A 25,214-nucleotide genomic window follows, 5' to 3' on the forward strand; every position below is an offset into this window, starting at 1 on the left:
GTTATTCCTGATGTTTCTTGTGGTGCTGAATGACCTCAGCGATGATGAAATTCAGGAAATTCTTGGCGAATTCAGGGTCCAGATCGGCCTTCTTCGCAAGATCTTCAAGACGTGCGATCTGGTTCGCTTCGCGATCCGGATCAGACGGGGGAAGGTCGTGGGTGGCTTTTAATTTGCCAACAGCCTGGGTGTGTTTAAACCGCTCGCCCAACGTGTAGACGAGGATCGCGTCGAGGCGGTCGATGCTGTCGCGGTAGCCTTTCAGCAGGTCGGCGGCGCGTTGGGTGTCGTCAGTCAAGTGCGTAGCCTTTCGGTTTGAACATCGGGTCGGCGTAGTGGCTTATTTCCATCTCGATGGCGTCGCCAATCTGAGAGGAGGCCAGGGTTTCGGGCGAGGGGTGGCGGTAGACCACATCATGCCCGTCCACCGACGGAGCGGATTTGTCTTTCACGGCGCCGAGGCGCTCGGCCAGGCGGATCGAGTCGAGGTTTTTCGGGTCGATGTAGGACACAGCCCCGTCCCAGCCGAGCTCGTTGTAGAAATACCGGCGCACGGCGTGGGTGGATTCCAGCGCGTAGCCGTGACCGGCTTTCTCAGGCCAGATGATCCAGGCGATTTCGCGTTCTGGCCATTTGGCAGGGAACCAGCCGCCCGCCATGCCCAGGGTTTCGTCGGTCTCTTTGTCGTGGATCATCCACATGCCGTAGCCGCGGATGTTCCAGTGGCCGATTTCAGCCGCATAGAGCATCCAAGTCTCGTAAGCATTCAGCGGACCGCCCATAAACCGGGAGCGGTAGGAGGCGAAGGTGGCCTTGAAGTTCGGGTAATCTTCGGGCTCCGGGCCGCGCAAGATCAGGCGTTTGGTTTCAAGGATTGGAATGGTTTTGGTGGGCATCAGGCGGCCTCCACTTTTGGATGGCGGTAGACATGGCAGGATTTGCCATGCAGCTGATGTTCGCGCTCATATGTTGCGCCAAGGCGTTTGGCCATGGCGATGGACCGGGCGTTGGCCGGGGCCAGGTAGCTCATCAACTGGGGCATGCCGAAGTGTGCGGTTGCGTATGCGCGCGCGGCAATTGCGGCCTCAGAGGCGTAACCCTTGCCTTCGCCCGCTTCCATCACGCTCCAGCCGAGTTCTGGCTCATGCCAGCCGGGGGCGTTGATGACGCCGGTCCAGCCCATGAAGGTGCCGGTGGCTTTGTCTTCGAAGTGCCAAAGGCCGTACTCGCGCACAACCCAGTGGCCGATCCGGCTGGTCAGGCTCATGAAGGTTGTGGCTTCGTCGCGTGGGCCGCCAACATATTGGCTGCGGTCAGACGCGAAGAATTTGGTCATGGCGTCTAGATCAGAAAGCTGTGGCGCACGTAGGCGCAGGCGTTCGGTTTCGATCACAGGGATGTTCACGGAAAGACTCATGCGTAGGCCTCCATGCCGCCGTTGACGAGTTCGTCTGGAGAAAGGTGACGCCAGATTTGCACGGTGCCAAAACGCTCATGCGTGAAGTTGCCGTCATGACGTGCGCCCATGCGTTGCGCCAGCTTACGTGAGGCGGTGTTCTCTGGGTCTACCAAGCTGATGGCTGTGTTCCACCCGAGCACGTCATAGGCGTAGCTGCGGGCAGCGGCGGCAGCCTCGGTAGCGTAGCCTTTGCCTTCAAAACCTTCAAACAGGTCCCAGCCGATTTCCGGCTCAGGCCAGCCGTGCGGGAACCACAGGCCGATATTGCCAACCGGCGCGTTTGTGTCGCGCTCCGCCACAATCCAGCGGCCATAGCCGCGAAGAGCCCAATGGCCAGCTTCCAAAGCCAAGGTGCGCCAGGCTTGTTCCGCCGACATAGGGCCGCCGACAAATTTGGAGCGGTCAGAGGCAAAGAAAGCCGCAATGGCGTCAAAGTCAGACAACTGCGGGCCGCGCAGGATCAGACGGTCGGTTTCAAGCTGGGGGATCTCAATGCGCATCATGCGTAGGCCTCCAGCTGATGGCGCCAGACTTGGACCGGCTCCGGGAATATCGCTTCGGCCTGCGCATCGCGTTTGGCACCGAGGCGTTTGGCGACGGCGGCAGACTGCGTGTTGGGCAGATCGACGTAACTGACCAAGGAAGGCAGTTCCAACTGGCCCAGACCAAAGTCGCGCACGGCTTCGGCGGCTTCGGTGGCATAGCCAAAACCCTCGGCGTCCTTGGTGAGGAAATAGCCCAGCTCATGCTCCCGGTCGCCAAATTCCATGCCGAGGCCAACGAAACCAAGGATCGCACCGGTGTCGCCTTTCACGATGGCGAAGTAGCCGACGCCGCGCAGCATCCAGCCGCTTACACATTGGGTGAACTCGGCCCAGGCTGCGTCACGGTCAAACGGGCCGTCCATAAAGAGGGCTCGGTCGCTTGAGAGAATGGCGTGGAAGGTGGAGAAATCCGTCAGGCGCATCGGGCGCAGAGTCAGACGTGGGGTCTCAAGAGTGGGCACACACATTTCCACCTGCGTCGCCAGTGCGGCGGCAGGTCCGGTGGCTGGCGCCTCCCAGGGATATGTGGTGTGCAAGGTCATCAGAACGCGTCCAGAGCCTCAATCGGCGCGGCGTCCAGCACCGGGCGGGTGAAGGTGCGGTCATAGCGGCGGATGCAGCCGGTTTTCTGTGCGAAAGCAAAGGCTTTCTGGCACTCCGGGTCTTCCATCGACGCGGTGCGATAGGCTTCGTAAGCCGCCAGAGACGGATAAGAGAACATCGCATAGGCCACGTCATTGGCCCCCTCAGATGGCAGCCAATAGCCGTGATGGGTGCCGCCCATCCGGTTGACCAGACCAATCCAAACCTTGGCGTAGGCCTCAAAGGCCGCGACCTGATTTGGGTCGATCTCATATGTGAGGGTGCAGGTGATCATTACTTTTTCTTCCCAAAGCCCGACAGGCCAGGGGGCAGGCCCATGCCGCCACCCAAACCACCAAGACCGCCCGGCAGGCCGCCTTTGCCACCAAGCGCTTTGGCGGCGGCTTCAAGCTGTTTCGGGTCCATCTGGGACGGGTCCATGTTGGCCATGTCCGCGCCGCCTTTGCCAACCATGCCTTTCATGGCTTGCTTCAGCATGCCGCCTTTGCCCATTTTGCCCATCTTCTTCATCATGTCGCCCATCTGGCGCTGCATCTTCAGAAGTTTGTTGAGATCGGAGACCTCCATGCCGGAGCCTTTGGCGATCCGCTTTTTGCGCGAGGCTTGCAGCAGCTGCGGGTTGGCGCGTTCCAGCTTGGTCATGGATTGGATCATGGCGATCTGGCGCAGGATCATTTTGTCGTCAAAACCGGCGTCCTGAACGCCTTTGGCCATTTTGGCCATGCCGGGAAGCATGCCCATCATGCCTTCCATGCCGCCCATTTTCTGCATCTGCTCGAGCTGCATTTTCATGTCGTTCATGTTGAAGCGGCCTTTTTGGAAGCGCTTCATCATTTTTTCGGCTTGCTCAGCCTCGATGGTTTCCTGAGCTTTTTCTACCAGCGCAACGATGTCGCCCATACCCAGAATACGGCCTGCGATCCGGTCCGCCTCGAAGGTTTCGAGCGCATCCATCTTTTCGCCCAAGCCGACAAATTTGATCGGTTTGCCGGTTACCGCGCGCATAGACAGCGCCGCACCGCCACGGCCGTCACCGTCCATACGGGTCAGGACGACGCCGGAGATGCCGATTTTGCCGTCAAACTCTTCGGCCACTTCCACAGCGACTTGACCGGTGAGGCCATCGACCACGAGGAGCGTTTCGCGTGGGTTGACCACGTCGCGCACGTCCTCGACCTCTTTCATCAAGACTTCGTCGATCTGCAAACGACCGGCGGTGTCGAGCATGTATACGTCGTAGCCACCCAAGGTGGCCTGCTGTTTGGCACGTTTGGCAATCTGTACGGCGGACTCACCCGCCACAATCGGGAGCGTGTCGACGCCGATTTGGGTGCCGAGTACTTGCAGCTGTTGCATCGCGGCCGGGCGATAGATGTCCAAAGAGGCCATCAGCACGCGTTTGCCGTCTTTTTCGGTCAGGCGTTTGGCGAGCTTACCGGTGGTGGTGGTTTTACCAGAACCCTGCAGACCGACCATCAGGATGGGCGCGGGCGGGCTGTCAATTTTGAGCGCGCCAGTTTCGGCGTTTTCATCCCCTGCCAACACGTCTTTCAACGCGTCGTGGACAATTTTCACAACCTGCTGGCCTGGGGTCACGGATTTTGTGACGGCCTGGCCGGTGGCTTTTTCCTGTACCGCTTTGACAAAGTCACGGGCGACGGGCAGCGAAACGTCAGCTTCCAGAAGGGCAACGCGCACCTCGCGCAGGGCGGTTTTGACGTCGTCCTCAGACAGGGCACCTTGCTTGGTGAGACGATCAAAGACTCCAGAGAGGCGTTCGCTTAGATTTTCAAACATCGCTGCCGGTTCCTTTCACCGTTTCAAACATGGCCCGAACATAGGTGCGAACCGCCCATACGCCAATGTCCCCCATGGGCGCGACGCGCTGATGGGGGGCGATCCCGGCATGATGCCTGGGACCGGAAGTTTGACGGACTCCCGGAAGTGCTGCGCGTTTACGCCTGTGGGGGGGCAGAGTCAACAGGGGCGTGGTTTGCGAGCCAGGTGTTGATGGTCGCGGTGATCTCTTCGTGCAGCTTTTCTTCTGCGCCACTGAGCGCCAGGCGAAGGTAGGCTGGTGCGTGGTTGTGAAAATACAGATGAAGAAGATAGCGGCTACCGTCCTCAGTTTCCTTTCTTGAAAACTTCGCGACTTTAAGGTCCGGTAAAGGGTATTCTTCCTTTCGTTCGCCAAGCAGCGTTTTCCTTCGTAGAGCAATTTTGCCGGCATTCGGGACCAGAGACAGCGTCTTGTGTTGCAGAGCACTATAGGCACTGTGCACACCCATCGCTGAAAAAGTGAAAGCAAACCAATAGAAGGTAAGAGTCCGTTCTTCGAAGAGGCTTTTGTCAAAAGCCAGACCATCGCGAACCAAAACCCGCAAATTGGAAGGGCGCTCCAGGAAGGGCCAGCTTCAAAGCTCAAACCTTCAGAGGAATTACGGGTCACTCTCATAGGTGTAGTGTTCGCATTGAGGTTGCGGAAAATTCAAGGGTTTAGTGCGCACTGGGTTGCAAAGAAATGGAATGCGTGTTCGGACGAGAGAAGCAAATACAGCAAGGGCTTCAAAACAATGGATGCATCATCACAGTTTCAGGACAGCTTGCCGGTGAGTTCGGATGCGCTTTTGGCGCAGCTTCAGGACTGGGGGCTGGGCTATGTGCTGCACGAGCATGTGCCATTGCGCACTGTGGAGGACGCTAAGTCTGTCGAGGATGCGATGGAGGTGCCTGGCGAGGCGGCGTTTCGGGTCAAAAACCTGTATCTGCGCGACAAGAAGAAGCGTAGTTATCTGGTGACGCTGGAGCAGGACCGAGAGATTGATCTGAAGGCGCTTGGTAAGCAGCTGGATGTCGGCGGTTTGTCGTTTGGATCAGCAGACCGGTTGATGCAGAATCTGGGGGTGCGGCCCGGCGCGGTGACGCCTTTGGCGATGGTCAATGGGGCCGAAAACGGCGTGCGGTTCTTTATTGATGCTGCTGTGAAAGATGCCGAGAAGATCTACATGCATCCGCTGGTGAATGACCGCACGGTGGCGATGGATGTCAGCGATCTATGGGTGTTTTTTGTGAAACTGGATGTGGCGCCAGAGATGGTGGAGCTGGGGTAGGGGGCTTTTGCCCCCGTCACATCCAAGATGTAACTCCCCCAAGGATATTTTTGGCAAGAAGAAGTTTAGGCGGCTTTGGTAGCCACTTCTGCACCGTCTTTGTTCAGGACGGTCACATCTGTGATGCCCAGGAAACCCAGCACAAAGCGCAGGTAGTTGGAGGCGAAGTCGATGTCGGAGCCAATTTCCGTTCCGCCGGAGGCAAAGGTGACGATGACTTTTTTGCCTTCGAGCAGACCTTTGGGGCCGGTGTCGGAATAGGCAAAAGTCACACCTGCGCGGGCCACCTGGTCGATCCAGGCCTTCAGCGATGCCGGGATGGAAAAGTTGTAGATGGCGGCGCCGATGATGATGGTGTCGGCCGCTTGAAGCTCCGCAACCAATGTGTCGGAGATTTCCAGCGCGGCTTTTTGGGCGTCGGTGCGGGCTTCTGGCGGGGTGAAGGTGGCCTGGGTGAAGGCCTCGTCCAAAAATGGCAGCGTGGTTTCCGCCAGATCGCGGCGGATGACGTGGCTGGCGTCTTGCTCAGCGACCAGCGCCGCAGAGGCGGTGCGGGAGGCGGAATCGGTGAAGCGTGCGGAGCTGTCGATGTGCAGAACGGTGTGGGTCATTGTGGTTCTCCATGGGTGCGTGTCTGTGATTGAGGAGAAGATGGGGTATTGCAATTTCACACGCAATCGCAGCAAATGCGCATGAGGTGTTTGAATTTGCACAAAGCGCAGTGAGGTCAGAACATGAAGAATTGGGATGAGGTGCGCACGGCGTTTCAGGTGGCACGGCTGGGCACGGTGAGCGGCGCAGCGGAGGTTTTGGGCGTGCACCATGCCACGGTGATCCGCCACATTGATGCGCTGGAGACGCAGCTGGGGGTGAAGTTGTTTCAGCGCCATGCGCGGGGCTATACGCCAACGGAAGCGGGCGAAGACCTGATGCGTGTGGCGCAAACCACGGACGATCAGCTGGGACAATTGGAAGGCCGTATCAAAGGTCGGGGCGCGGATGTGTCCGGTGAATTGGTGGTCACAGCCTTGGGCGGGTTTGCGCCTCTGGTGGCACCGATTCTGGCAGAGTTTCAGGCTGCACATCCAGATCTGATGGTTCGGTTTTTGACTGGCGATCGTGTGTTCCGGCTGGAATATGGTGAAGCGCATGTGGCGATCCGGGCTGGAGATGGCGAGGTGCAGCCGGACAATGTGGTACAGAAACTGGCGCAATTGCCTGCCGCGCTTTATGCCGCAGATCGTTACATCGCGCAGCATGGAGCGCCCAAAGATGAAGCGGATCTTGTGAACCATCGCTTCGTTGGGCATGATAATCCAGACAGCCGTGCGCCATTTTATCGCTGGCTGAAGACGCAGGTGCCGCGGGAAAACGTGGTGTTCCGCTCAACGTCGGATCGGGCGATTGCAGCGGCCATCCGCTCTGGCGCCGGATTGGGGTTCCTGCCGGTGTGGGATGTGGATGCGGCTGAGCCGATAAAGCAGGTGTTGGCGCCCAAGCCGGAATGGGACATCAATGTGCGCCTTATCACCCATGTGGATTTGCACCGAACCATCAAAGTGCAGACGTTTTTGACGTTCCTGAAAGAGCGGTCGCAGGATTGGGTCAGCGCACGATGACGCTGCACCTGCGGGGCCATTTGGCCATGTTGCTGTTCTCCGCATTGGTGGCCGGCTCGTTTTCGCTAGGATCAATGAGCGCCAATGCAGTGGAGCCTGCGGCGCTCAATGCGGTGCGGTTTCTGATTGCAGCGGGGGTGATAGGGGTGGCGGCTCTGGTGACCAAAGGGCTGCCTAAATCCGCGTGGCAGGCGCCCTGGCGCTACCTGATTTTGGGCGGGCTGTTTGCGGGGTATTTTGTGCTGATGTTTGAGGGGTTGAAGACCGCGCATCCGGTGAGCACAGCGGCGGTGTTCACTTTGACACCTTTGATGTCGGCTGGCTTTGGCTGGGTGCTGCTGCGTCAGATCACCACCCAACGTATGTTTGTCGCGCTGGGCATTGGCGGCATTGGTGCGTTGTGGGTGATTTTTCGGGCCGACTGGCACGCGTTTCTGCGGTTTGAAGTGGGCCAGGGGGAAATCTACTATTTCTGGGGCTGCATGTTGCACGCGCTCTATACGCCGATGGTGCGTAAGCTGAACCGTGGTGAGGCGCCGGTGGTGTTCACATTTGGTACCTTGATTGCCGGGTTGGTGATCCTGACCGGTTTTGGCTGGCGAGATCTTTGGACAACAGAGTGGCTGGCGCTGGAACCACTTGTGTGGGGGACCATTGTCTATTTGGCGGTGTTTGCCTCCGCCGCAACCTTTGTGTTGTTGCAGTTTGCGACGTTGCATCTGCCCAGTGCCAAGGTCATGGCCTACACTTATTTGGTGCCCAGCTGGGTGATCTTGTGGGAGATTGGCCTGAGCCACGGCGCGCCCAGTGGCTTTGTGCTGGTCGGGATTGGCCTGACCTGTGTTGCGCTTTGGATGTTGCTTGAAAATGAAGGGTAGCGCGCTGTTTTTAGAGCGATTTTTAGGGCGCTAACACGATCTGCTTGGCAGATTTGCCTGAGAGCTGCCTTGACTCACGTCAAAGATGAAGGTGTGGCTGGCAAGTATCTTTGAGCGGGAGGTGCATTATGCCTGCAGCTACGACCAAAGCGGAATTGTTGGCCGTTGCCGACTTGGAATTTAAGAAACTTCAGAATGTGATTGCGACTGTGCCGCCGGACTTGGCGCTGTGTCAGCACGAAGACAATTGGAGTATGCGCGATGTTCTGGTGCATCGAGCGCATTGGATTGATTTGTTTTTGGGCTGGTATGCCGACGGGCAAGCGGGCAAAGCCGTGGCCTTTCCGGCGCCGGGCTATAAGTGGAACCAGCTTAAAGCGTATAACGCGGACGTGTTGGCCAAGCATAAGGATGTGGATTGGGACAGCGCTAAGACAGAATTTGAGGCTGCGCATTTGCGGTGGCATCACTTGATCGAGGGGCTGGACCAAGAGGCGCTTTATGGCAAGCCGATGAAGGGTGGCAACAACAACTGGACCACCGGGCGCTGGGCCGAGGCGGCGGCCTCGTCGCACTACCGCTCTGCGGCGAAGTTTATTCGGGCGTGTCTGCGCCAGGTGGCGTCGTAAGCTCGGTTTCCAGGAACCGTTCAAAGGCGTCCAGATTGACGGGCTCGAATTGGCCAAATCCCTGCATCCAGACAGAGGCAGCGCGCAAGGCGTCCGGCTCCAGCTTGCACCATTTTACCCGACCGCGCTTTTCCTGAGAGATCAAGCCTGCCTTGGTCAGGATCATCAGGTGTTTGGAAATCGCGGCAAGGGATATGTCAAACGGCTCCGCCACATCGGTCACAGCCATATCATCCTCAAGCAACATGTTGAGAATCTCGCGCCGTGTCGGGTCGGCGAGGGCAGAGAAGACGGTGTCTAGCGTGTTTGACATGTGTACTCTCCTAGCGGTTTGGGGGCGCAGGGGGAAGAGATCACAGATAGGGGTGTCTTTGGCGTTGGACATCAGGCGCAGTAAGATCTGCTGGCCATTGGTCTATCCCTGCGTCGCGTGCAAGGCGGGCATTGGGGATAGTCCCTTGGGGCGTCTGCGCGACCACCAGCTTTTGCATCAAGACGGCCCTAACGCGCTCCCAAAATCGAGGGGCGGGAGTTGGGGATGTGTTCGATATAGTCATGAATGCAGCTCCCAGAATGACAACTTCTTCAAATTATCTGGGACATTGACCCGAAAAAATTGCCAAGAGCGCACCAGATGTGTGCCAAAAAGGCACAGGTTTTCCTGCGAGAACCCTGTAGGGTGGTTTGGTCGCGCTGAAGCGCTGCGAGTTTGGAGTTGGGGGAGTTTAAGATGTCAGCGCGTTTGCCACCATTAAATGCACTAAAAGCGTTTGAAGTTGCGGGGCGGCACGAAAATTTCAGTCAGGCGGCCAAAGAGCTTGGTGTCAGCCATTCCGCGATCAGTCGGCATGTGCGGGGGTTGGAGCACCAATTGGGGGTGGCGCTGTTTCGCGATCTGCCGAGGGGGGTGGAATTGACCGCGGCCGGGCGGGCGTATCTGGATAAGGCAAGCGCAGGGTTGGAGTTGATTGCGCAAGCAACGGAGGAACTGGCAGGGCCGGTGCGTGGGCGCATTGTGGTGAGCTGTGAGCCTCGGTTTGCCAGATCCGTGCTGGTGCCACTGCTGTCAGAGTTTTACGCCCGCCATCCAGAGGTGGATGTGCGGTTGGAGTCTTCGCGCACACTTGTGGATGTGGAGCACTATGAGGCGGACATTGCTTTGCGGTTTGCCAAGCAGGGTCAGTTGGACGTGCCGTCTGATTTGGTGAGCAACTTGCCGATGTATGTCTATGCCGCGCCGTCCTTGCGGCCAGAAGGTTGGACAGAGGTCTCTCAATTGATGGAGTATCGTCGCTTTCGCGATCGCAATGCGGATGTTTGGCGTCTATGGGCGGAAACACAGGGGCTGGACGGCGAGCTTTGGAGCCTGACCGGCTGGCGCTTGCAGGCGGAGCTGGCGTATGAGGCATGCCTGTGCGGGCAGGGTGTGTACCTTGGCGGCTCTGACTGTGCGCAGCGGGATGTCGCGGCGGGGCGTCTGATCCGGTGCTTTGATCATGCGCTTTATGATGGTGCGATATGCCTGATCATGGGGTCACAGGCGGAGCGAAAGAAGGCGGCACGCTTGTTCCGGAGCTGGTTGTTGGAGGCAACGGAAAACCTGCGGGTGCCGGTCGAGAAAGCGAAACATCAACCAATTGGTTGAATATGTTGTTTGCCGATCTCACACCGGTCTTTCGGTATTTTGGGTGTCCGCCGAAAATTCTGAAACCAAACACTTATTTTTATTTTCAACGGCTTATGGTGTTTTTGGCATGACGCTTTCGGCTGTTGACTCAAGTCGTGCTGCACCGTAGCAATGCGCCAACGTTAGCGAGGGGTAAATTGCGCGTGAGCGAGGCCGACCACAAAGACCAAATGAAGCGTCTGGAGGAACGGATCGCAGGAGCTAAAAAAGCTCTGGACCCAAAACCCCGTGCTGATGAGCACTATTCGGCGGCCAATTTGGCCTGGCGCATGGTCATCGAAATGGTTTCCGGTCTTGGGATCGGATTTGGCATCGGATACGGGCTGGACAGCCTGTTCGGGACAATCCCGATCTTTCTGGTGCTGTTTACAATGCTTGGTCTGGCCGCTGGCGTCAAAACGATGCTGAACAGCGCCAAAGAGATCGAAAAGAAACAAGTGGCTGAGGCCACTGAGAGAGACGAGAGGGACTGAACGTGGCAAGCGAAGCACACGGCGCAGAACAAGGCGGCCTAGAATTCCACCCAATGGATCAGTTTCTGGTGAAGCCTTTGTTTGGCGGCACTGAGGTTGGTCTGTTCACCATCACCAACGTCACCCTGTGGATGGCGCTGGCTGTTGTGGCGGTTGTTGCCATGATGGTTGTGGGCACCCGTCGTCGCGCGATTATCCCAAGCCGCGGACAGTCCATCGGTGAGCTGGCGTATGGCTTCATCTACAAAATGGTCGAAGATGTGGCCGGCAAAGACGCCGTCAAGTTCTTCCCATATATCATGACCCTGTTCATGTTCATCGTGATGTCCAACTTCCTGGGTCTGATCCCTGGCTCCTTCACAACCACATCCCACTTTGCCGTGACCATCGTACTGGCGCTGCTGGTGTTTGTGACCGTGACTGTTGTTGGCTTTGTGAAAAACGGCGCTAGCTTCCTTGGCCTGTTCTGGGTGTCCAGCGCGCCGCTGGCGCTGCGTCCGGTGCTGGCCGTGATCGAAGTGATTTCCTACTTTGTTCGTCCGGTGAGCCACAGCGTTCGTCTGGCAGGCAACGTGATGGCCGGTCACGCCGTGATCAAAGTGTTCGCAGGCTTTGCCGCTGTGGCTGTGATCAGCCCGGTGTCCGTTGTCGCGATCACCGCAATGTATGGCCTTGAGGTGCTTGTTGCCTTCATCCAGGCCTACGTCTTTACCATTCTGACCTGTGTGTATCTGAAAGATGCGCTGCATCCTTCGCACTAACGGTCCCAGAACTCGAACTCTATCTATTAACTTCCAATCGTAAGGAGATACACTCATGGAAGGTCAACTCGCACACATCGGCGCAGGTCTCGCAGGCATGGGTACAGGCATCGCAGCACTTGGTGTTGGTAACGTTGCTGCCAACTTCCTGGCCGGCGCTCTGCGCAACCCATCCGCAGCTGCTTCCCAGACTGCAACTCTCTTCATCGGCATCGCGTTTGCAGAAGCACTGGGCATCTTCTCGTTCCTGATCGCTCTGCTGCTGATGTTCGCCGTCTAAGCCTAGCGGAATACATCCTTACGGCTGGGTGGGCGCCACGCGCTCACCCAGTGTAACCAGGAAGTTCCCAAGGAGGACGCTATGGCGACCAATACCAACGCCGCTGAAGCGGTACATCCAATGCCGCAGCTGGAACCCTCGTTTTGGGGCAACCAGGTGGTCTGGCTCCTGATCACACTTGTTGTGATCTACCTCGTCCTGTCGCGCATTGCGCTGCCGCGCATCGCTGCGGTTCTGGCAGAGCGTCAGGGGACCATTACAAATGACATCGCCGCAGCTGAAGAGCTGAAGGCGAAAGCCGTGGAAGCGGAAGAGGCTTACAACAAAGCTCTCGCCGACGCCAAAGCCGAAGCAGCACGTATCGTTGCCGAAGCCAAAGCGGAGATCCAGGCTGACCTGAACGCGGCCACCGAAAAGGCGGACGCAGATATTGCAGCGAAGGCTGCCGAGTCGGAGAAGGCCATTGCCGATATCCGTGCCGGTGCGCTGGAAAGCATCAAAGACGTGGCCAACACCACCACTGTTGAATTGGTTTCCGCTCTTGGCGGCAAAGCTGAAGATGCGGATGTGGCAAAAGCCGTTGATGCGCAGATGAAGGGCTAAGACACATGCGTAAACTGACCACAGTTGCAGCTGTCATGGCGCTGAGCGCCACCCCGGCGCTGGCCGCAAGCGGTCCATTCTTCTCGCTGCGCAACACAGACTTTATTGTGACACTGGGTTTCATCCTGTTTGTCGCAATCCTGATGTACTTCAAAGTGCCATCCATTCTGGGCGGCCTTCTGGACAAACGTGCAGATGACATCAAATCCGAGCTGGACGAAGCCCGCGCCCTGCGTGAGGAAGCCCAGACGGTTCTGGCGTCTTATGAGCGCAAACAGAAAGAAGTTCAGGAGCAAGCTGCACGCATCGTAGAGCACGCCAAGAGCGAAGCTCAGGCGGCAGCAGATCAGGCAAAAGTTGATCTGGAAGCCTCCATCGCGCGCCGTCTGGCTGCGGCGGAAGACCAGATTGCTTCGGCAGAAGCTGCGGCTGTCAAAGAAGTGCGGGACCAAGCGGTTGTTGTCGCTATCAGCGCAGCCCGCGACGTGATTTCCCAGCAGATGACAGCGGCGCAAGCCAACAAGCTGATCGACGCTGGTATCTCTGAAGTAGACGCCAAGCTGCACTAAGCCTGCTGACTGTCTGAACAAGTTTAAGAAAACCCGGTCCTGAATGGGCCGGGTTTTCTGCATTTTTGCCGCCTTTCAGCCGCATTCTCGTGGTGTTTCTCAGGTCAACAGAGGCACGTCCTGGGAGTTTAGGTATGCATAAAGTGGCAATTTTTCTGGTGATCGCAGCGGCGACGGGCTGTTCCGGCGGCACCACCAAAGTGTCCACCAAATCCGCGCCGTTGGAGCCGGGCGAGGTGTATTGGGCCAAAAACCAGCTGGCGGTCCAGACGGACCTCCCTGGTGAGGCACGGTTTCAGAATTTTGAGATCATGGCGCTGAGCAATGGCGATCGGGTCTATTGTGGCGAGATGAATGCCATGGCGCGCTCCGGCATCTCAGAGGGCTTTGTGCCGTTTTACATGCGCCGCAGCGCGGGGACGGTGAAAGCTGTGAACACTGGCGCAGACAGCGCGGAGTTCTCCGCACAAAAATGCGCAGAGGCCCGCAATGGCGCCCTGCGCATCAATAAGGTCTAAGGCTTAGCGGACGGGATCAAAGCGCGCGTTAGGAAGCGTGCAGTCTTTGATCACGTCGCGGCCGCAGGGCACTGGTTCCAGGTCTTTGGACAGGCACACGCGGGCTTCCTGAATGAAGCTGTCGCGGCAGGTGATGGTCAGCATGTCCGGCTCAAGCTGTGGGTTCGCTTTCAAGAAGGCGTCCTCCACCACGGAGGCAGGCAGTTTCACGGTTTTGTCGAGTTTACGGAAAACGGCCGGACGTGTGACGCTTTCATAAGCTTTGCGGGCGGTGGCGAAATAGTCTTCGCCGGACAGGCCGGAACATTTGCCGTGTTTCTTCCACTGGTACCAAGCCAGACCGGAGGTGCCCATAATATCGGCCATAGCGTTGGTCACATGGCGGGGTGGATTGCGTTCTGATGTGACGCAGTGAGACGGCCAGCCGCGGTGATATTGCGGCCAGAGGCCGTGCATGACCCAGCCGAAGTCTTCGCTGTCGTCACATTGCGGGCTGCCTTTGGCGTCACCTTCGATGGCGCACCAGTTCGGGGACCAGCTCAACGCCAGCACGTAATAGTCAAACTCTCTGGCTTTGTCGCCGTCGGCAATTGCCTGCCCAGAAACCAACAGGGCAAGGGCCATACCCAGCAATGAACGCATTCACTCTTTCCTTTTTTGTTCAGCCGCACTATATCGGGCTCAAGTTCCCCTACAACGGAAACCCGCGCCAGACCATCGGTGCCGTCTGACAAAAGTCAGACGACGGGAAATCTGTATCTTTTTTCAGGGGAAAAACGTCGTAAGGAGTAGAGATATGGCCAAGCTGCTGCACCCCAAAGCCACTGCCGTCTGGCTGGTGGACAACACCACGATCAGCTTCAAACAGATCGCGGATTTTGTTGGCATGCACGAGCTGGAAATTCAGGGCATCGCAGATGGCGATGTGGCTGCAGGCGTGAAGGGCTTTGACCCGATCACCAACAACCAGCTGGTTCAGGCGGACATCGATGCGGCGGAGAAAAACCCGCTGGCAAAGCTGAAGCTCAAGTTCAACGCTGCGGCGTCTGGTGAAGAGAAGCGCCGTGGCCCACGTTACACCCCGCTGTCCAAGCGTCAGGATCGCCCAGCGTCTATCTTGTGGCTGGTGAAGTTCCACCCGGAACTGTCTGACGGTCAGGTGAGCAAGCTGGTGGGCACCACCAAGCCAACCATCCAGGCGATTCGGGAGCGTACTCACTGGAACATTGCCAACATCCAGCCGATTGACCCGGTGGCTCTGGGCCTGTGTAAACAGTCTGAGCTTGATGCCGCGGTTCAGAAAGCCGCAGCGAAGCGCGCTGCCGAAGGCGTTGTGATGTCGGATGACGAGCGTCGCAAGCTGGTGTCCACCGAGCAATCGCTGGAGATGGACGCGGAGCCGAAGATGCCAACCTCGATTGAAGGTCTGGAGACTTTCTCCCTGGCGGATGACGACGAAGACGACAGCGACAAGCGTTCGGACGATGACTTCGCGGACGCGGACAGCTTCTTCAACCTGCCGGGTGGTGATGAGGAAGAACAGCCGCGGTAAGCGCTGCAACACAATTCAAGATTGGAAGGCCGTGCTTACCCAGCGCGGCCTTTTGCATTTTGGTGGTGGTCAGAGAGTTTTGCGGGCCATCAGAGCTGCGCTGATGGTGCCTTCGTCGAGGTAGTCCAGCTCGCCCCCTACCGGGACGCCCTGCGCCAGCGATGTCAGGCGCACCTGCTCCTCCAATTGGTCGGCAATGTAGTGTGCGGTGGTCTGACCATCCACGGTGGCATTGAGTGCGAGAATAACCTCAGAGATGCCTTCGCTGACGACACGGTCCATCAAGCGGGGGATAGAGAGCTCTTCTGGGCCGACGCCCTCCAGAGCGGAGAGGGTGCCGCCCAGCACGTGGTAGCGGCCGTCAAACACTTGCGCGCGTTCCATGGCCCAGAGGTCAGCGACGTCTTCGACCACGCAGAGCACACCGGTGGCGCGTTTCTCAGACGCGCAGATGTCACAGATATCCGAGGTGCCCACGTTGCCGCAGTTCAGGCACTCACGTGCGGTGGCAGCGACTTGTAGCATGGCGTCTGACAGCGGCGTGAGCAGCAGCGCGCGTTTGCGGATCAGGTGCAACACCGCGCGCCGCGCAGAGCGCGGGCCAAGCCCGGGGAGCTTGGCCATCATGTCAATTAAGGTATCAATTTCGGAACTGCTCATGTCCGGGCCTTTTCTGGCAACCATTTAGACTGGTTATAGCAAGAACCAACCCGGAACACACGTTTCTTAAAACGGCAGTTTCATGTCCGCTGGCAGGCCAAGCTCGGAAGTGATTTTGCCCAGCTCTTCCTGTGCGCGGTCGCTGGCTTTGGTCTGGGCGTCTTTGATGGCTGCGAGGATCAGGTCTTCGACCACTTCTTTGTCGTCGCCATTGAAGATCGACGGATCGATGTCCAATGCTTTCAGCTCACCTTTGGCAGAGGCGGTGGCCTTCACGAGGCCTGCGCCACTTTCGCCGACAACCATGATGTTGTGCAGCTCGTCCTGCATCTCGGTCATCTTGGATTGCATTTCCTGGGCTTTTTTCATCATGCCGGCCATGTCGCCGAGGTTGCCGAGTCCTTTGAGCATTGGGTCTCTCCTGAGTGTGATTGCTTGCCGCCTAGATACGGATCAGGTGGCTTATAAACAAGGGTTTGATGGCAAATAGCGTTAAGCGCCAGAGTGGCTCACTCCTCAAACGGATCCCATTCGTCTTCGACCTCGGGCAGCGCTTCTGCGAGGGCTTCGTTGGCCAACTCGCGCCGGGATTTGATCTCTTTGATCTTGGATTTGGGAAAAGCTTCCATCACGGCCTGTACCAACGGATGAGCCAGAGCCTGTTCGCGCATTTCGTTTTTCGCGGCGTCGCGGATTTCGGCAATCGAAGGCGCACCGCCTTCGTTCACCAAAATCACCGCCCAGCGGGTGCCGGTCCAGCGTTGCAGCTGGCTGCCGAGTTTTTGCGCCAGATCGTTGGGGGCACCGGGCGCGGGCTGAAACTCGATACGGCCAGGTTGGTAGTTGGCGAGGCGCACGTATTCTTCGACATGCACGCGCAGCACGCCGTCTCGGCGCTGACGGATCAGTTCTACCACGTGTTCGAAAGTTGGATATTTGGCCAGAGCGGCATCGTTCTGCACGGCCAGGGCTGTGACGGTACCGCCGCCGGCGCGAGCTGTTGGCGCACCATGCATGGGGCCATTGCCACCGCCCATTGGTCCACCCTGTGCATTGGTGCTGACCGCGCCTGGTCCACCACCGTAGCCGCCGCCACCACCGTTGGGTGGTGCGGGGGGAGGGGGCGTGTCTTGCAGTTTGCGCACCAGTTCTTCGGGGCTGGGCAGGTCGGCGACATGGGTCAGGCGGATGATGGCCATTTCTGCGGCCATCATGGCGTTCGGGGCTGCGGCCACTTCTTCCAGTGCTTTCAGCAGCATCTGCCACATGCGGGTGAGCACACGCATCGGCAGGTCAGTGGCCATGGACTGACCGCGGGCGCGTTCATCCGGGCTGACGGTGGGGTCTTCCGCGGCTTCCGGTGTGATCTTCACAACAGAGACCCAATGGGTGATCTCCGCCAAGTCGCGCAGGATGGCCATGGGATCGGCCCCGGCGGCGTATTGAGCGGAGAGTTCGTTGAGTGCCCCACCGGCATCGCCGCGCAAGATCATGTCAAACAGATCAAGCACGCGGCCCCGGTCCGCCAGCCCCAGCATGGCGCGGACCTGATCGGCGGTGGTTTCCCCAGCACCGTGAGAGATGGCCTGGTCCAGTAGAGAGGTTGCGTCTCGAGCGGAGCCTTCGGCAGCACGGGTGATCAACGCCAGCGCATCATCTGCAATTTCAGCACCTTCGGAGCTGGCAATGCGGTTGAGCAGACCAATCATGTCTTCCGGTTCAATCCGGCGCAGATCAAAGCGTTGGCAGCGTGAGAGCACGGTCACCGGAACCTTGCGGATCTCGGTGGTGGCGAAGATGAACTTCACATGGGCTGGCGGTTCTTCCAGCGTTTTCAGCAGCGCGTTGAACGCGCTGGTGGACAACATGTGCACCTCATCGATGATGTAGATTTTGTAGCGCGCAGAAGCCGCCCGGTAGTGCACAGAATCGATGATTTCGCGGATGTCGTTCACGCCGGTGCGGGAGGCGGCGTCCATCTCCATCACGTCAACGTGGCGGCCTTCCATAATGGCGGTGCAGTGCTCACAGACGCCGCAAGGCTCGGTGGTGGGGCCGGAGCCGCCATCGGGGCCAATGCAGTTCATGCCTTTGGCGATGATCCGTGCTGTGGTGGTTTTGCCGGTGCCGCGGATGCCGGTCATGACAAAGGCCTGCGCAATTCGATCGGCCTCAAAGGCGTTTTTCAGGGTGCGAACCATGGCGTCCTGTCCCACGAGATCCGCAAAGGTTTCGGGGCGATATTTGCGCGCGAGAACCTGATAGGCGGTGTCGGGAGTGTCAGTCATGGCCGTCCTGAAAGTTGCGGGGTCGCAGATTCGACTGGCCCCTGTGCGTGGTCTGGCGCAGGTTATGCGGGCGAAGGCGGCGCGTCCACCGGATATGCGGGTGGACAGGCTGGGTTGCGGGCCGCAAACAGCGCTCTGGCGCTTGAAAATGGGGGGAAGACATGGGGTTTGAGGTTTTCGCGGTGGATGTCGGTGGCGGTAAGTTGGCGTTGGCGTTGGCGCCGGTGCCGGGTGCCGCGGGCGATTTGCAGGCCGATGTGGATGCGATTGCCCAGTGGGGCGCGTCGTTGGTGATCAGCGCCACAGAGGGCGCGGAAATGCAGAATTTGGGGGCTGGAGAGCTACCAGACCTTCTCAAACAAGCAGGTATCGCGTGGGAGCATTTCCCGATCCAGGATTTTGGGGTGCCCGACAGTGCCGTCGCGCCACAGTGGGCCGTGCTGTCACAGGTTGCTCATCAGACGTTGCAAGCTGGAGGACGTGTGTTGGTGCATTGTCGTGGCGGCTGTGGGCGATCTGGGATGCTGGTGTTGCGCTTGATGCTGGAGGCGGGAGGTGCGGCTGACGAGGCACTGGCACAGCTACGTGCCGTGCGGCCCTGCGCCGTCGAGACGGATGCACAATTGGCCTGGGCGACCAAAGACTTTTAGCCTTTGGTGGTTTCTGCGGCTTTGGCGCGGCGAGCCGCTTGTTGCAGGGCGAACACCTCTCCAACCTCGGTTTTGTGGCTTTGCGCCCATCCGTGTAGGAGCGCAATTGGCTCCACGAAGGTCTGGCCCAGCGGCGTCAAAGAATACTCCACATGTGGCGGGATCACGTCGAAGACTTGCCTGTGCACGACGCCCCATTGTTCCAGATTGCGTAGCGTTTGGGTCAGCATTTTTTTGGAAAGTCCATCCAGCCTACGCAGCAACTCGCCGGGACGGTGCGAGCCGCGCGACAGCAGGTAGATCAGGCCTGGAACCCATTTGTCAGATAGGATTTCGAAGGTCTGACGGGTGGCGCACTTCAGGTCATATTCATCTCGGCTGATGGTGAAAGACGAAGTTTTTTCCATGGTTACCTCAAGGTGCCTAATTGCCATCTGGTTCCTAGATAACACATTGGTTGTGAGACTGACAAACACCAGAAAAGGAACAGATCATGCCAGCTTACCTGCTTACATTTTTGCGAGTGGAAGACGCCGAGGCCCACGCAAAGGACTACTTACCCGGTGCACATCAAGTGTTGTTGGATTTTGGCGGGCGTCCCCTTGCCGTGACCGAAGACATCACTGTGAAAGAGGGCGCATTGCCTGAGGGCAAAGTGATTTTGGTGGAGTTTCCCACCAAGGAGGCGGCTCTGTCCTATTACGACAGCCCTGAGCACAAGCCGTATAAGGATATTCTGGATCGGGTGGCCAAAAACGACATGGCGGTGTTTGCCGGGCTGTGAGCAATGGGCAATGTCCGTCGATCAAAAGAAAAGGACCGCAGCCTAAGCTGCGGTCCTAAACAATTTCCAATGTCGGTAAAACTTAGCCGCCGATGGTTGCCAGATAGGCAATCAGGTTGGCGCGGTCGGTGGCCTTCTTCAGACCAGAGAAAGACATCTTGGTGCCCGGAGCAAAGCCTTTTGGGTTGGCCAGGAAGTGATCCAGGTTTTCGTTGGACCACGTGTCGGCAACCGCTTCCAGGGCACCAGAGTAGGCGAAGCCGGGAACCGAATCCACCGCGCGGTCAACCACACCGTAGAGATGAGGGCCGGTGCCGTTCGCACCATCGTCCAGCTTGTGGCAGGCTTTACACTTGCTGAAGACCTTGGCGCCTTTGTCGACGTCCGCAGCGGCCAGCAGTTCTTCCAGAGAAGGACCTTCTTCGACTGCGGCACCGGCATCATCGCCGCCCTCCACTTCGATCACATAGGCCTGTTGGGCGTGATCGTCACCGTGGCCTTTGGGGCCGGTGTGGTACAGGATTTCAGCGGCCCAGCCGCCCAGCAGGAATACCAGCAGAGCCCCACAGAGGGCGCCTACTACCTTGGTCATTGTCATCGTGTCGAACATGCTACGTTTCCGTCTCGTGGCGTTTGTCGGCTATCTATCCGCTTCCCCTAAGCGAACGCAAGGTATAGTTACCGCGACGAAACGCCCTCGGTACAAAAATTGCGCAGAAACCGGGGAGAAGAGGGACAAAATGGACCAATTGACCAATCGGATCGCCTTTCAGGGGGAAGCGGGCGCTTACTCCCACGAAGCCTGCCGCAAAGCGCGGCCGGAGATGGAGGCGATGCCGTGCCGCACCTTTGAGGAGGTGATTGACGCGGTGAAGAGTGGTCAGGCGGATCTGGCCATGTTGCCAATTGAGAACTCGACCTATGGGCGTGTTGCGGACATTCACCGTCTGTTGCCGGAAAGCGGGCTGCACATCATTGATGAGGCCTTTGTGCGGGTGCGGATTAGTCTGATGGGATTGCCGGGCGTGCCGATGGAGGAGATCGACACGGTGCGCGCGCATCTGGTGCTGTTGCCGCAGTCAGCCAATTTCCTGAAGTCGCATGGCATGAAGGGATATTCCGCAGCGGACAGTGCAGGGGCAGCGCGGGAGCTGGCCGAGCATAAGACGCGCAACGAAGGTGTGTTGGCGTCAGAGCTGGCGGCTGAAATCTATGGGCTGGATGTGCTGGCGCGAGATGTGGAAGACCACGGTCACAACACCACGCGATTCTTGATTATGTCGCGTGAGCCGGACTATGCTCGCCGGACAGATCATAAGATGATGACCACTTTTGTGTTTGAAGTGCGCAACATCCCTGCTGCGCTCTATAAAGCGATGGGCGGCTTTGCCACCAACGGCATCAACATGACCAAGCTGGAAAGCTATATGGTCAATGGCAGCTTCACCGCGACACAGTTTTACTCCGATATTGAAGGCCATCCAGAGGATCGCTCTGTGCAGCTGGCAATGGATGAGTTGCGGTATTTCACCAATAACGTGACTGTTCTGGGTGTGTACCCAGCGGAGCGGGACGCGGTTCGGTAGGCTGCCAGCCAAGTAACAAACAAAAGGCGCCCGATGGGCGCCTTTTTCGTTTCCGGATTACATTGGGCTGGCCCTACGCCATGCGCGAGTAGCGGTCTTCCAAATCGTCGCGCATGGTGGCCATACGTTTGACCATGCGTTTGTTCAGAGAGCTGCGGGCCAGTTTCAGCGATTGCAGCAGAAGGCGGGCAGACAGGCTGTTGGCGCGCATACCGGACCAGAATTGAATGCGGGTGCGGGTGCGCGAGAGGGCGACAAGTTCGATTTTGATGTCGGTTTCCAAGCCTTGCAGGATGGCTTTCATCTCGATCTCATTGGGCGCGTCAAATCCGGTCATTTCCAGGTTTAACTCACGGGCCTTGCCGCGGAACTGGAAGCCGACTTCCCATTTGGCGCCCACACCAGGACGGGCGAGAGAGTCGACGCGGGTGACCTCTGCGCCGCGGCGCAGGGCGGAGCGTTCGTACACTTCGACATCCGTCAGCATGTCAAATGCCTGTGCAATTGGGATGTCGACGTCTTCTCTGCCGGTGAGTTCCATGGTGCCTCTGCGTCTGCTGCTGTTTTGCGGCTATAGTCGCGTTATTCGAGCCTGTCCGCAAGCCAGTTCCGCAGAAGGAAGTGTGCGATGGCGCCTTTGCGCGCGGGTTTCAACGTGGGGTGTTGGCCAGAGAACACGGTGAGCATGTCTTCGCGGCTGACCCAAAGCGCATCTTCGATTTCATTTGGGTCCAGCGTGATGTCATCGTTCAGCGCTTCGCCTGCACAGCCAAACATCAGAGACGAGGGAAACGGCCAGGGCTGGCTGGCGAGGTAGGACACGGCGCCGACGCGCACGCCTGCCTCTTCAAAAACCTCGCGTCGGACGGCGGCTTCGAGTGTTTCGCCTGGTTCCACAAACCCTGCGAGCAGGGAGTACATGCCCTCTGGCCACCCCGGAGAGCGGCCCATCAGCACCTTGTTGCCTTTGGTGATGAGCATAATCACCACCGGGTCGGTGCGGGGGAAGTGGGAGGTGTTGCAGGCGGGGCAATCCCGTTGCCAGCCGGATTGCGCCATGCGGCTTTCCTCGCCGCAGTTCGAGCAGAAGCGGTGGGAGCGGTGCCAAGCAAAAATGGAACGTGCAGTGGCCGCCAGTTCGGCGTCGCGTGGCGCGAGATGAGCCATGACACCGCGTAACTCAACAAACAGATGGTCAGCGGGCAGCGATGGATGGTGCTGTTGCGTTGGGTCAAAGAACTGCTGGAGTTGGGTTTCGTCCAGTTCTGGTGGCGTCCAAGCGGAAATGTCGTGGGCGTAGAGCGCGCTGCCGTCCTCTGAGAGGCCCAGAAAAACTGGCGGGACCGGTGGCTCCTTGGCTTCTTGAAGCAGCGGATGGTTGGTGGGGAGGTAGACCAATTGATCGCAGTGTTCGCCGCTAAACAGAGGCTTGCCACGCCAAAGGACGATGCTGCGGCTGTCGGGTTGTGTGACGCGGGCGTTGGCGTCTTCACCGCGGATTTCGGCGGCGCGGTTGAGGGCGGAACCCCCGAAGGTAACGGTTTCGGCGTGTCGCATTATGCTCTCCTGTTGGCACAGAGGTGGCACGTTGCGCGGTGGGCTGCAATCACATCTGTTTGAACAGAACGGTTTGTACTCAAAGCTGTGGTAGTTTGTGATTTACAATCATTCTAGAGTTGCGCACACTGGGCACGACTAGGGCGGCCTGCTGGCTGTGAGACTTGAATTTAGTCCCCCCTAGGCGCCGGAACGAATCTAAGGAACTGTTGTGTCACACACACGCCTGAAAGGGTCTGAAGGAGCGCGTGTTGCTCTGCGCATCATGGCGACCAGTGATGTGCATGCGACGCTGCTTGATTACGATTACAGTAAGGACTGTGCGACAGAGCTGGGGTCTTTGGCGCGAGCTGCAACGGTGATTGAGGTTGCGCGGGATGAGGTTCCGGCGACACTGGTGTTTGACAATGGCGACTTTTTGGAAGGTGCTGCGATTGCAGACCCATATGAAGGCGGTGCGGGTGTTGGGGCGGACAATCCGGTTGTGAAGGCCATGAATGCCTTGCGGTATGATGCCATCGGGTTGGGCAATCACGAGTTCAACATGCCTGCCGAGGATGTGCGGGCGGCGCTTCAGGCGCTTTTGCCCACTGTGCTCTGCGCAAACCTGCACTTGAGCCGAGACCGGGATGCGTCGGTTTACGCGGATTTGTGGCAATCTCATGCGCTGTTGACCCGCCCGGTGACAGATCAGCGCGGGCAAGTGCATGATCTGCGGGTGGGGGTGTTTTCGGTCTTGCCGCCACAAGTGGTGGCTTGGGACGCGTTGCGCATTGCCGGTCGTCTGGTTGCGGAGGACATGATGGCGGCGGCGCGGCGGCAGGTGACCGAGCTGCGCCGGATGGGGGCGGATGTGATTGTGGCCTTGGCGCATAGTGGTATCAGGGATAACCACCATGCTGAGGAGACGGAAAATGTCTCTGTGCCGTTGGCCGGATTGGACGGTGTGGATGCGGTTGTCGCTGGACATGTGCACCGGGTGTTTCCCTCGCCCAGTTTTGGGCTGACTGAGGCAATCGATCCGGTGGCCGGGACGTTGCATGGCACGCCTGCCGTGATGCCGGGCGTCTATGCGACCCACGTGGGGCAGATTGATCTGTCTTTGGTGCGCGGGGTTGAAGGGTGGCGCGTTGAGACACAAGAGGTCCAGGTGCATGACTTGCGCTCTGAAAGCGGCGCCGCGCCAGTGGAATCGCCTCGCATCGTTTCAGCGGTACAGGGGGCGCATAGCCTAACGCTGTCCAATATGCGCCGCACCATTGGTACCGTGACCGGGCCGGTGACAAGCTACTTTTCGATGGTGAAGGACGATTGCGCGTCGCGGTTGGTGGCGGAGGCAAAGCTGGCGTTTGTGCGGCGCGAATTGTCTGGCAGCGGGCTTGAGACCCTGCCGTTGATTGCGTCAGTGGCGCCGTTGAAATGTGGCGGGCGCGCGGGGCCGTTTCACTATGTGGATGTGGCGCCAGGTGCGGTGTCGGCGCGGGTCATTGCGGATATGCAGCCTTATTCTAATCATGTCAGCGTGGTTCAGACGTGTGGGCGGGATATTGTAGAGTGGCTGGAGAAGGGCTGTGCCGTTTACAACCAGTTGTTTGCCGGCGAAGAGGATCAGTTCCTTTATGATCGGGACACGCCAACCTATAATCGCGAGGCGATATACGGGCTGTCTTACACGGTCGATCTGTCGCAACCGGCGCGTTATGCGATGGATGGCAGCCTGATCAACCCGCAGGCCAGGCGGGTTGGAAATATCTGCTGGCGGGGCGTGCAAATTGCGCCTTCACAGGACTTCTTGCTTGTGACCAACGATTATCGCGGCGGCGGCGGCGGGAATTTCCCTGCCATGGGGCAAGGGCAGGTGGTTGAGATTGCGCCTGCACGGGTGCGGGATGTTTTGGCGCAGCACATCGCCGAGACATCGGGGCGGCGCGACGAGACGTTGGAGACCTGGCAGTTGCACCGGATGCAGGGCGTGAAAGCCGTGTTTGATACGGGACCTGGCGCGGCGGCGTATCTAGAGCTGGCCGGGTTGCCAATGCGCCGGCTGGGCGCGGTTGAGGGTGGATTTGCCCGCTTTGAGCTGGATATGGCGCGTCTTTGAAAAGTTAGGCAGCATTTGAGTGGGTTGGCTTGCAACTTCGATCCGTTCCGCCTATATCGCCTCTTGAGAGGTTGGCGCGGGCGAGCGCCTCGCCAACCCGGTCAGATCCGGAAGGAAGCAGCCGTAACGAGCCCCGCTTGGGTCGTTGTCCAGCCTCTCACCCAATCTCCCTGCATTTCAGAACGCGATGGATCGCCGTTTTTACGGTGGGTTTGGTGTTGGCCCACCACAGGGTCCCAGATGCTCAGAGCGTTGAAAGTGTTAAGAAAAGCAAGATTTTGCCGCCTCTGGGCGGAATCACG

Annotated in this window: 34 protein-coding genes and 1 other RNA gene; 17 read left to right on the forward strand and 18 right to left on the reverse strand. The window is 58.5% G+C overall.

Going from position 1 to position 25,214, the window contains the following annotated elements:
* Position 1: 1 nt before the first annotated feature.
* The 8 genes from JXR15_RS16845 to JXR15_RS16880 form a co-directional block, all read right to left on the reverse strand.
* Positions 2-298, reverse strand: coding sequence for a chorismate mutase (locus JXR15_RS16845; RefSeq protein WP_422054366.1), 297 nt, complete (start codon positions 296-298; stop codon positions 2-4).
* On the reverse strand, positions 291-896 hold the full coding sequence (locus JXR15_RS16850) for a GNAT family N-acetyltransferase (protein WP_422054367.1): 606 nt from the start codon (positions 894-896) through the stop codon (positions 291-293). The genes JXR15_RS16845 and JXR15_RS16850 overlap by 8 nt, the downstream gene beginning before the upstream one ends.
* Positions 896-1,417 carry a GNAT family N-acetyltransferase gene (locus tag JXR15_RS16855; protein ID WP_422054368.1) on the reverse strand — a complete coding sequence of 174 codons (522 nt, stop codon included), beginning with the start codon at positions 1,415-1,417 and terminating at the stop codon, positions 896-898. The genes JXR15_RS16850 and JXR15_RS16855 overlap by 1 nt, the downstream gene beginning before the upstream one ends.
* Positions 1,414-1,959, reverse strand: coding sequence for a GNAT family N-acetyltransferase (locus tag JXR15_RS16860; protein ID WP_422054715.1), 546 nt, complete (start codon positions 1,957-1,959; stop codon positions 1,414-1,416). The genes JXR15_RS16855 and JXR15_RS16860 overlap by 4 nt, the downstream gene beginning before the upstream one ends.
* Positions 1,959-2,546, reverse strand: a complete 588-nt coding sequence (locus tag JXR15_RS16865; RefSeq protein ID WP_422054369.1) for a GNAT family N-acetyltransferase — start codon at positions 2,544-2,546, stop codon at positions 1,959-1,961. Before JXR15_RS16865 ends, JXR15_RS16860 begins: the two co-directional genes overlap by 1 nt.
* Positions 2,546-2,881 carry an NIPSNAP family protein gene (locus JXR15_RS16870; RefSeq protein ID WP_422054370.1) on the reverse strand — a complete coding sequence of 112 codons (336 nt, stop codon included), beginning with the start codon at positions 2,879-2,881 and terminating at the stop codon, positions 2,546-2,548. The genes JXR15_RS16865 and JXR15_RS16870 overlap by 1 nt, the downstream gene beginning before the upstream one ends.
* Positions 2,881-4,404 (reverse strand): signal recognition particle protein, encoded by a 1,524-nt coding sequence (gene ffh, locus JXR15_RS16875; protein WP_422054371.1) that lies wholly within the window; start codon positions 4,402-4,404, stop codon positions 2,881-2,883. The genes JXR15_RS16870 and ffh overlap by 1 nt, the downstream gene beginning before the upstream one ends.
* Positions 4,405-4,562: 158 nt before the next feature.
* Positions 4,563-4,991: a hypothetical protein gene (locus JXR15_RS16880; protein ID WP_422054372.1), complete on the reverse strand. Its 429-nt coding sequence runs from the start codon at positions 4,989-4,991 to the stop codon at positions 4,563-4,565.
* Positions 4,992-5,180: 189 nt separating this feature from the next.
* Between JXR15_RS16880 and JXR15_RS16885 the strand changes: the two genes are divergently transcribed.
* A complete protein-coding gene (locus JXR15_RS16885) occupies positions 5,181-5,717 on the forward strand; it encodes a prolyl-tRNA synthetase associated domain-containing protein (RefSeq protein WP_422054373.1) in 537 nt (178 codons plus the stop codon).
* Positions 5,718-5,782: 65 nt separating this feature from the next.
* On the opposite strand, the gene JXR15_RS16890 is transcribed toward JXR15_RS16885, so the two are convergent.
* On the reverse strand, positions 5,783-6,328 hold the full coding sequence (locus JXR15_RS16890; RefSeq protein ID WP_422054374.1) for an FMN-dependent NADH-azoreductase: 546 nt from the start codon (positions 6,326-6,328) through the stop codon (positions 5,783-5,785).
* Between the two features lie 123 nt (positions 6,329-6,451).
* On the opposite strand from JXR15_RS16890, the gene JXR15_RS16895 reads away from it, so the two are divergent.
* The 3 genes from JXR15_RS16895 to JXR15_RS16905 all read left to right on the forward strand — a co-directional run bounded on the left by JXR15_RS16895 (position 6,452) and on the right by JXR15_RS16905 (position 8,843).
* Entirely contained in the window at positions 6,452-7,336 is an 885-nt protein-coding gene (locus tag JXR15_RS16895; RefSeq protein WP_422054375.1) for a LysR family transcriptional regulator, read from the forward strand.
* Positions 7,333-8,214 carry a DMT family transporter gene (locus JXR15_RS16900; protein WP_422054376.1) on the forward strand — a complete coding sequence of 294 codons (882 nt, stop codon included), beginning with the start codon at positions 7,333-7,335 and terminating at the stop codon, positions 8,212-8,214. Before JXR15_RS16895 ends, JXR15_RS16900 begins: the two co-directional genes overlap by 4 nt.
* 128 nt (positions 8,215-8,342) lie before the next feature.
* Complete coding sequence (locus JXR15_RS16905; RefSeq protein WP_422054377.1) at positions 8,343-8,843, forward strand: ClbS/DfsB family four-helix bundle protein; 501 nt, start codon at positions 8,343-8,345, stop codon at positions 8,841-8,843.
* Here the strand turns inward: JXR15_RS16905 and JXR15_RS16910 are convergent.
* Entirely contained in the window at positions 8,809-9,156 is a 348-nt protein-coding gene (locus JXR15_RS16910; RefSeq protein ID WP_422054378.1) for an ArsR/SmtB family transcription factor, read from the reverse strand. The genes JXR15_RS16905 and JXR15_RS16910 overlap by 35 nt on opposite strands.
* 417 nt (positions 9,157-9,573) lie before the next feature.
* On the opposite strand from JXR15_RS16910, the gene JXR15_RS16915 reads away from it, so the two are divergent.
* The 7 genes from JXR15_RS16915 (at position 9,574) to JXR15_RS16945 (ending at position 13,734) form a co-directional block, all read left to right on the forward strand.
* The gene (locus JXR15_RS16915) at positions 9,574-10,488 is read left to right on the forward strand and encodes a LysR family transcriptional regulator (RefSeq protein ID WP_422054379.1); all 915 of its coding nucleotides are present in this window, start codon (positions 9,574-9,576) and stop codon (positions 10,486-10,488) included.
* A gap of 185 nt (positions 10,489-10,673) precedes the next feature.
* Complete coding sequence (locus JXR15_RS16920) at positions 10,674-11,003, forward strand: AtpZ/AtpI family protein (RefSeq protein ID WP_422054380.1); 330 nt, start codon at positions 10,674-10,676, stop codon at positions 11,001-11,003.
* A gap of 53 nt (positions 11,004-11,056) precedes the next feature.
* The gene (locus tag JXR15_RS16925; RefSeq protein ID WP_422054716.1) at positions 11,057-11,764 is read left to right on the forward strand and encodes a F0F1 ATP synthase subunit A; all 708 of its coding nucleotides are present in this window, start codon (positions 11,057-11,059) and stop codon (positions 11,762-11,764) included.
* Between the two features lie 55 nt (positions 11,765-11,819).
* Positions 11,820-12,044, forward strand: coding sequence for a F0F1 ATP synthase subunit C (locus tag JXR15_RS16930; protein ID WP_299425534.1), 225 nt, complete (start codon positions 11,820-11,822; stop codon positions 12,042-12,044).
* Between the two features lie 81 nt (positions 12,045-12,125).
* Positions 12,126-12,647: a F0F1 ATP synthase subunit B' gene (locus JXR15_RS16935; RefSeq protein ID WP_422054381.1), complete on the forward strand. Its 522-nt coding sequence runs from the start codon at positions 12,126-12,128 to the stop codon at positions 12,645-12,647.
* A 5-nt stretch (positions 12,648-12,652) separates the two neighbouring features.
* Positions 12,653-13,216 carry a F0F1 ATP synthase subunit B gene (locus JXR15_RS16940; protein ID WP_422054382.1) on the forward strand — a complete coding sequence of 188 codons (564 nt, stop codon included), beginning with the start codon at positions 12,653-12,655 and terminating at the stop codon, positions 13,214-13,216.
* Positions 13,217-13,350: 134 nt separating this feature from the next.
* Entirely contained in the window at positions 13,351-13,734 is a 384-nt protein-coding gene (locus JXR15_RS16945; protein WP_422054383.1) for a hypothetical protein, read from the forward strand.
* Between the two features lie 3 nt (positions 13,735-13,737).
* Here the strand turns inward: JXR15_RS16945 and JXR15_RS16950 are convergent, their stop codons facing one another.
* A complete protein-coding gene (locus JXR15_RS16950) occupies positions 13,738-14,376 on the reverse strand; it encodes a ribonuclease T2 family protein (protein WP_422054384.1) in 639 nt (212 codons plus the stop codon).
* 154 nt (positions 14,377-14,530) lie between these two features.
* Here JXR15_RS16950 and JXR15_RS16955 point away from each other — a divergent pair, with 154 nt between their 5' ends.
* Complete coding sequence (locus JXR15_RS16955) at positions 14,531-15,286, forward strand: DUF1013 domain-containing protein (RefSeq protein WP_422054385.1); 756 nt, start codon at positions 14,531-14,533, stop codon at positions 15,284-15,286.
* A gap of 69 nt (positions 15,287-15,355) precedes the next feature.
* Here the strand turns inward: JXR15_RS16955 and recR are convergent, their stop codons facing one another.
* The 3 genes from recR to JXR15_RS16970 form a co-directional block, all read right to left on the reverse strand.
* Positions 15,356-15,946, reverse strand: a complete 591-nt coding sequence (recR, locus tag JXR15_RS16960) for a recombination mediator RecR (protein WP_422054386.1) — start codon at positions 15,944-15,946, stop codon at positions 15,356-15,358.
* Positions 15,947-16,012: 66 nt separating this feature from the next.
* Positions 16,013-16,357, reverse strand: coding sequence for a YbaB/EbfC family nucleoid-associated protein (locus JXR15_RS16965; protein ID WP_422054387.1), 345 nt, complete (start codon positions 16,355-16,357; stop codon positions 16,013-16,015).
* Positions 16,358-16,455: 98 nt separating this feature from the next.
* Positions 16,456-18,234 (reverse strand): DNA polymerase III subunit gamma/tau, encoded by a 1,779-nt coding sequence (locus JXR15_RS16970; RefSeq protein WP_422054388.1) that lies wholly within the window; start codon positions 18,232-18,234, stop codon positions 16,456-16,458.
* 161 nt (positions 18,235-18,395) lie between these two features.
* Between JXR15_RS16970 and JXR15_RS16975 the strand changes: the two genes are divergently transcribed.
* On the forward strand, positions 18,396-18,884 hold the full coding sequence (locus JXR15_RS16975; protein ID WP_422054389.1) for a dual specificity protein phosphatase family protein: 489 nt from the start codon (positions 18,396-18,398) through the stop codon (positions 18,882-18,884).
* On the opposite strand, the gene JXR15_RS16980 is transcribed toward JXR15_RS16975, so the two are convergent.
* The gene (locus JXR15_RS16980) at positions 18,881-19,291 is read right to left on the reverse strand and encodes a winged helix-turn-helix transcriptional regulator (RefSeq protein WP_422054390.1); all 411 of its coding nucleotides are present in this window, start codon (positions 19,289-19,291) and stop codon (positions 18,881-18,883) included. The genes JXR15_RS16975 and JXR15_RS16980 overlap by 4 nt on opposite strands.
* Positions 19,292-19,377: 86 nt before the next feature.
* Here JXR15_RS16980 and JXR15_RS16985 point away from each other — a divergent pair, with 86 nt between their 5' ends.
* Positions 19,378-19,668 (forward strand): DUF1330 domain-containing protein, encoded by a 291-nt coding sequence (locus JXR15_RS16985; RefSeq protein ID WP_422054391.1) that lies wholly within the window; start codon positions 19,378-19,380, stop codon positions 19,666-19,668.
* An 82-nt stretch (positions 19,669-19,750) separates the two neighbouring features.
* Here the strand turns inward: JXR15_RS16985 and JXR15_RS16990 are convergent, their stop codons facing one another.
* Positions 19,751-20,278, reverse strand: a complete 528-nt coding sequence (locus JXR15_RS16990; RefSeq protein ID WP_422054392.1) for a c-type cytochrome — start codon at positions 20,276-20,278, stop codon at positions 19,751-19,753.
* A gap of 139 nt (positions 20,279-20,417) precedes the next feature.
* Between JXR15_RS16990 and JXR15_RS16995 the strand changes: the two genes are divergently transcribed.
* Positions 20,418-21,254: a prephenate dehydratase gene (locus JXR15_RS16995; RefSeq protein ID WP_422054717.1), complete on the forward strand. Its 837-nt coding sequence runs from the start codon at positions 20,418-20,420 to the stop codon at positions 21,252-21,254.
* A gap of 73 nt (positions 21,255-21,327) precedes the next feature.
* Here the strand turns inward: JXR15_RS16995 and JXR15_RS17000 are convergent, their stop codons facing one another.
* Both JXR15_RS17000 and nudC read right to left on the reverse strand, forming a co-directional pair.
* A complete protein-coding gene (locus JXR15_RS17000; RefSeq protein ID WP_422054393.1) occupies positions 21,328-21,795 on the reverse strand; it encodes an SRPBCC family protein in 468 nt (155 codons plus the stop codon).
* A gap of 41 nt (positions 21,796-21,836) precedes the next feature.
* Entirely contained in the window at positions 21,837-22,811 is a 975-nt protein-coding gene (gene nudC / locus JXR15_RS17005) for an NAD(+) diphosphatase (RefSeq protein WP_422054394.1), read from the reverse strand.
* Between the two features lie 211 nt (positions 22,812-23,022).
* On the opposite strand from nudC, the gene JXR15_RS17010 reads away from it, so the two are divergent.
* Together JXR15_RS17010 and ffs are read left to right on the forward strand one after the other, a co-directional pair.
* On the forward strand, positions 23,023-24,912 hold the full coding sequence (locus JXR15_RS17010; protein WP_422054395.1) for a bifunctional 2',3'-cyclic-nucleotide 2'-phosphodiesterase/3'-nucleotidase: 1,890 nt from the start codon (positions 23,023-23,025) through the stop codon (positions 24,910-24,912).
* Between the two features lie 65 nt (positions 24,913-24,977).
* Positions 24,978-25,074, forward strand: an RNA gene (gene ffs / locus JXR15_RS17015) — signal recognition particle sRNA small type.
* Positions 25,075-25,214: the final 140 nt, after the last annotated feature.

It is taken from the genome of Shimia sp., assembly GCF_049116215.1.
In the GTDB taxonomy this organism is placed as follows: domain Bacteria; phylum Pseudomonadota; class Alphaproteobacteria; order Rhodobacterales; family Rhodobacteraceae; genus Shimia.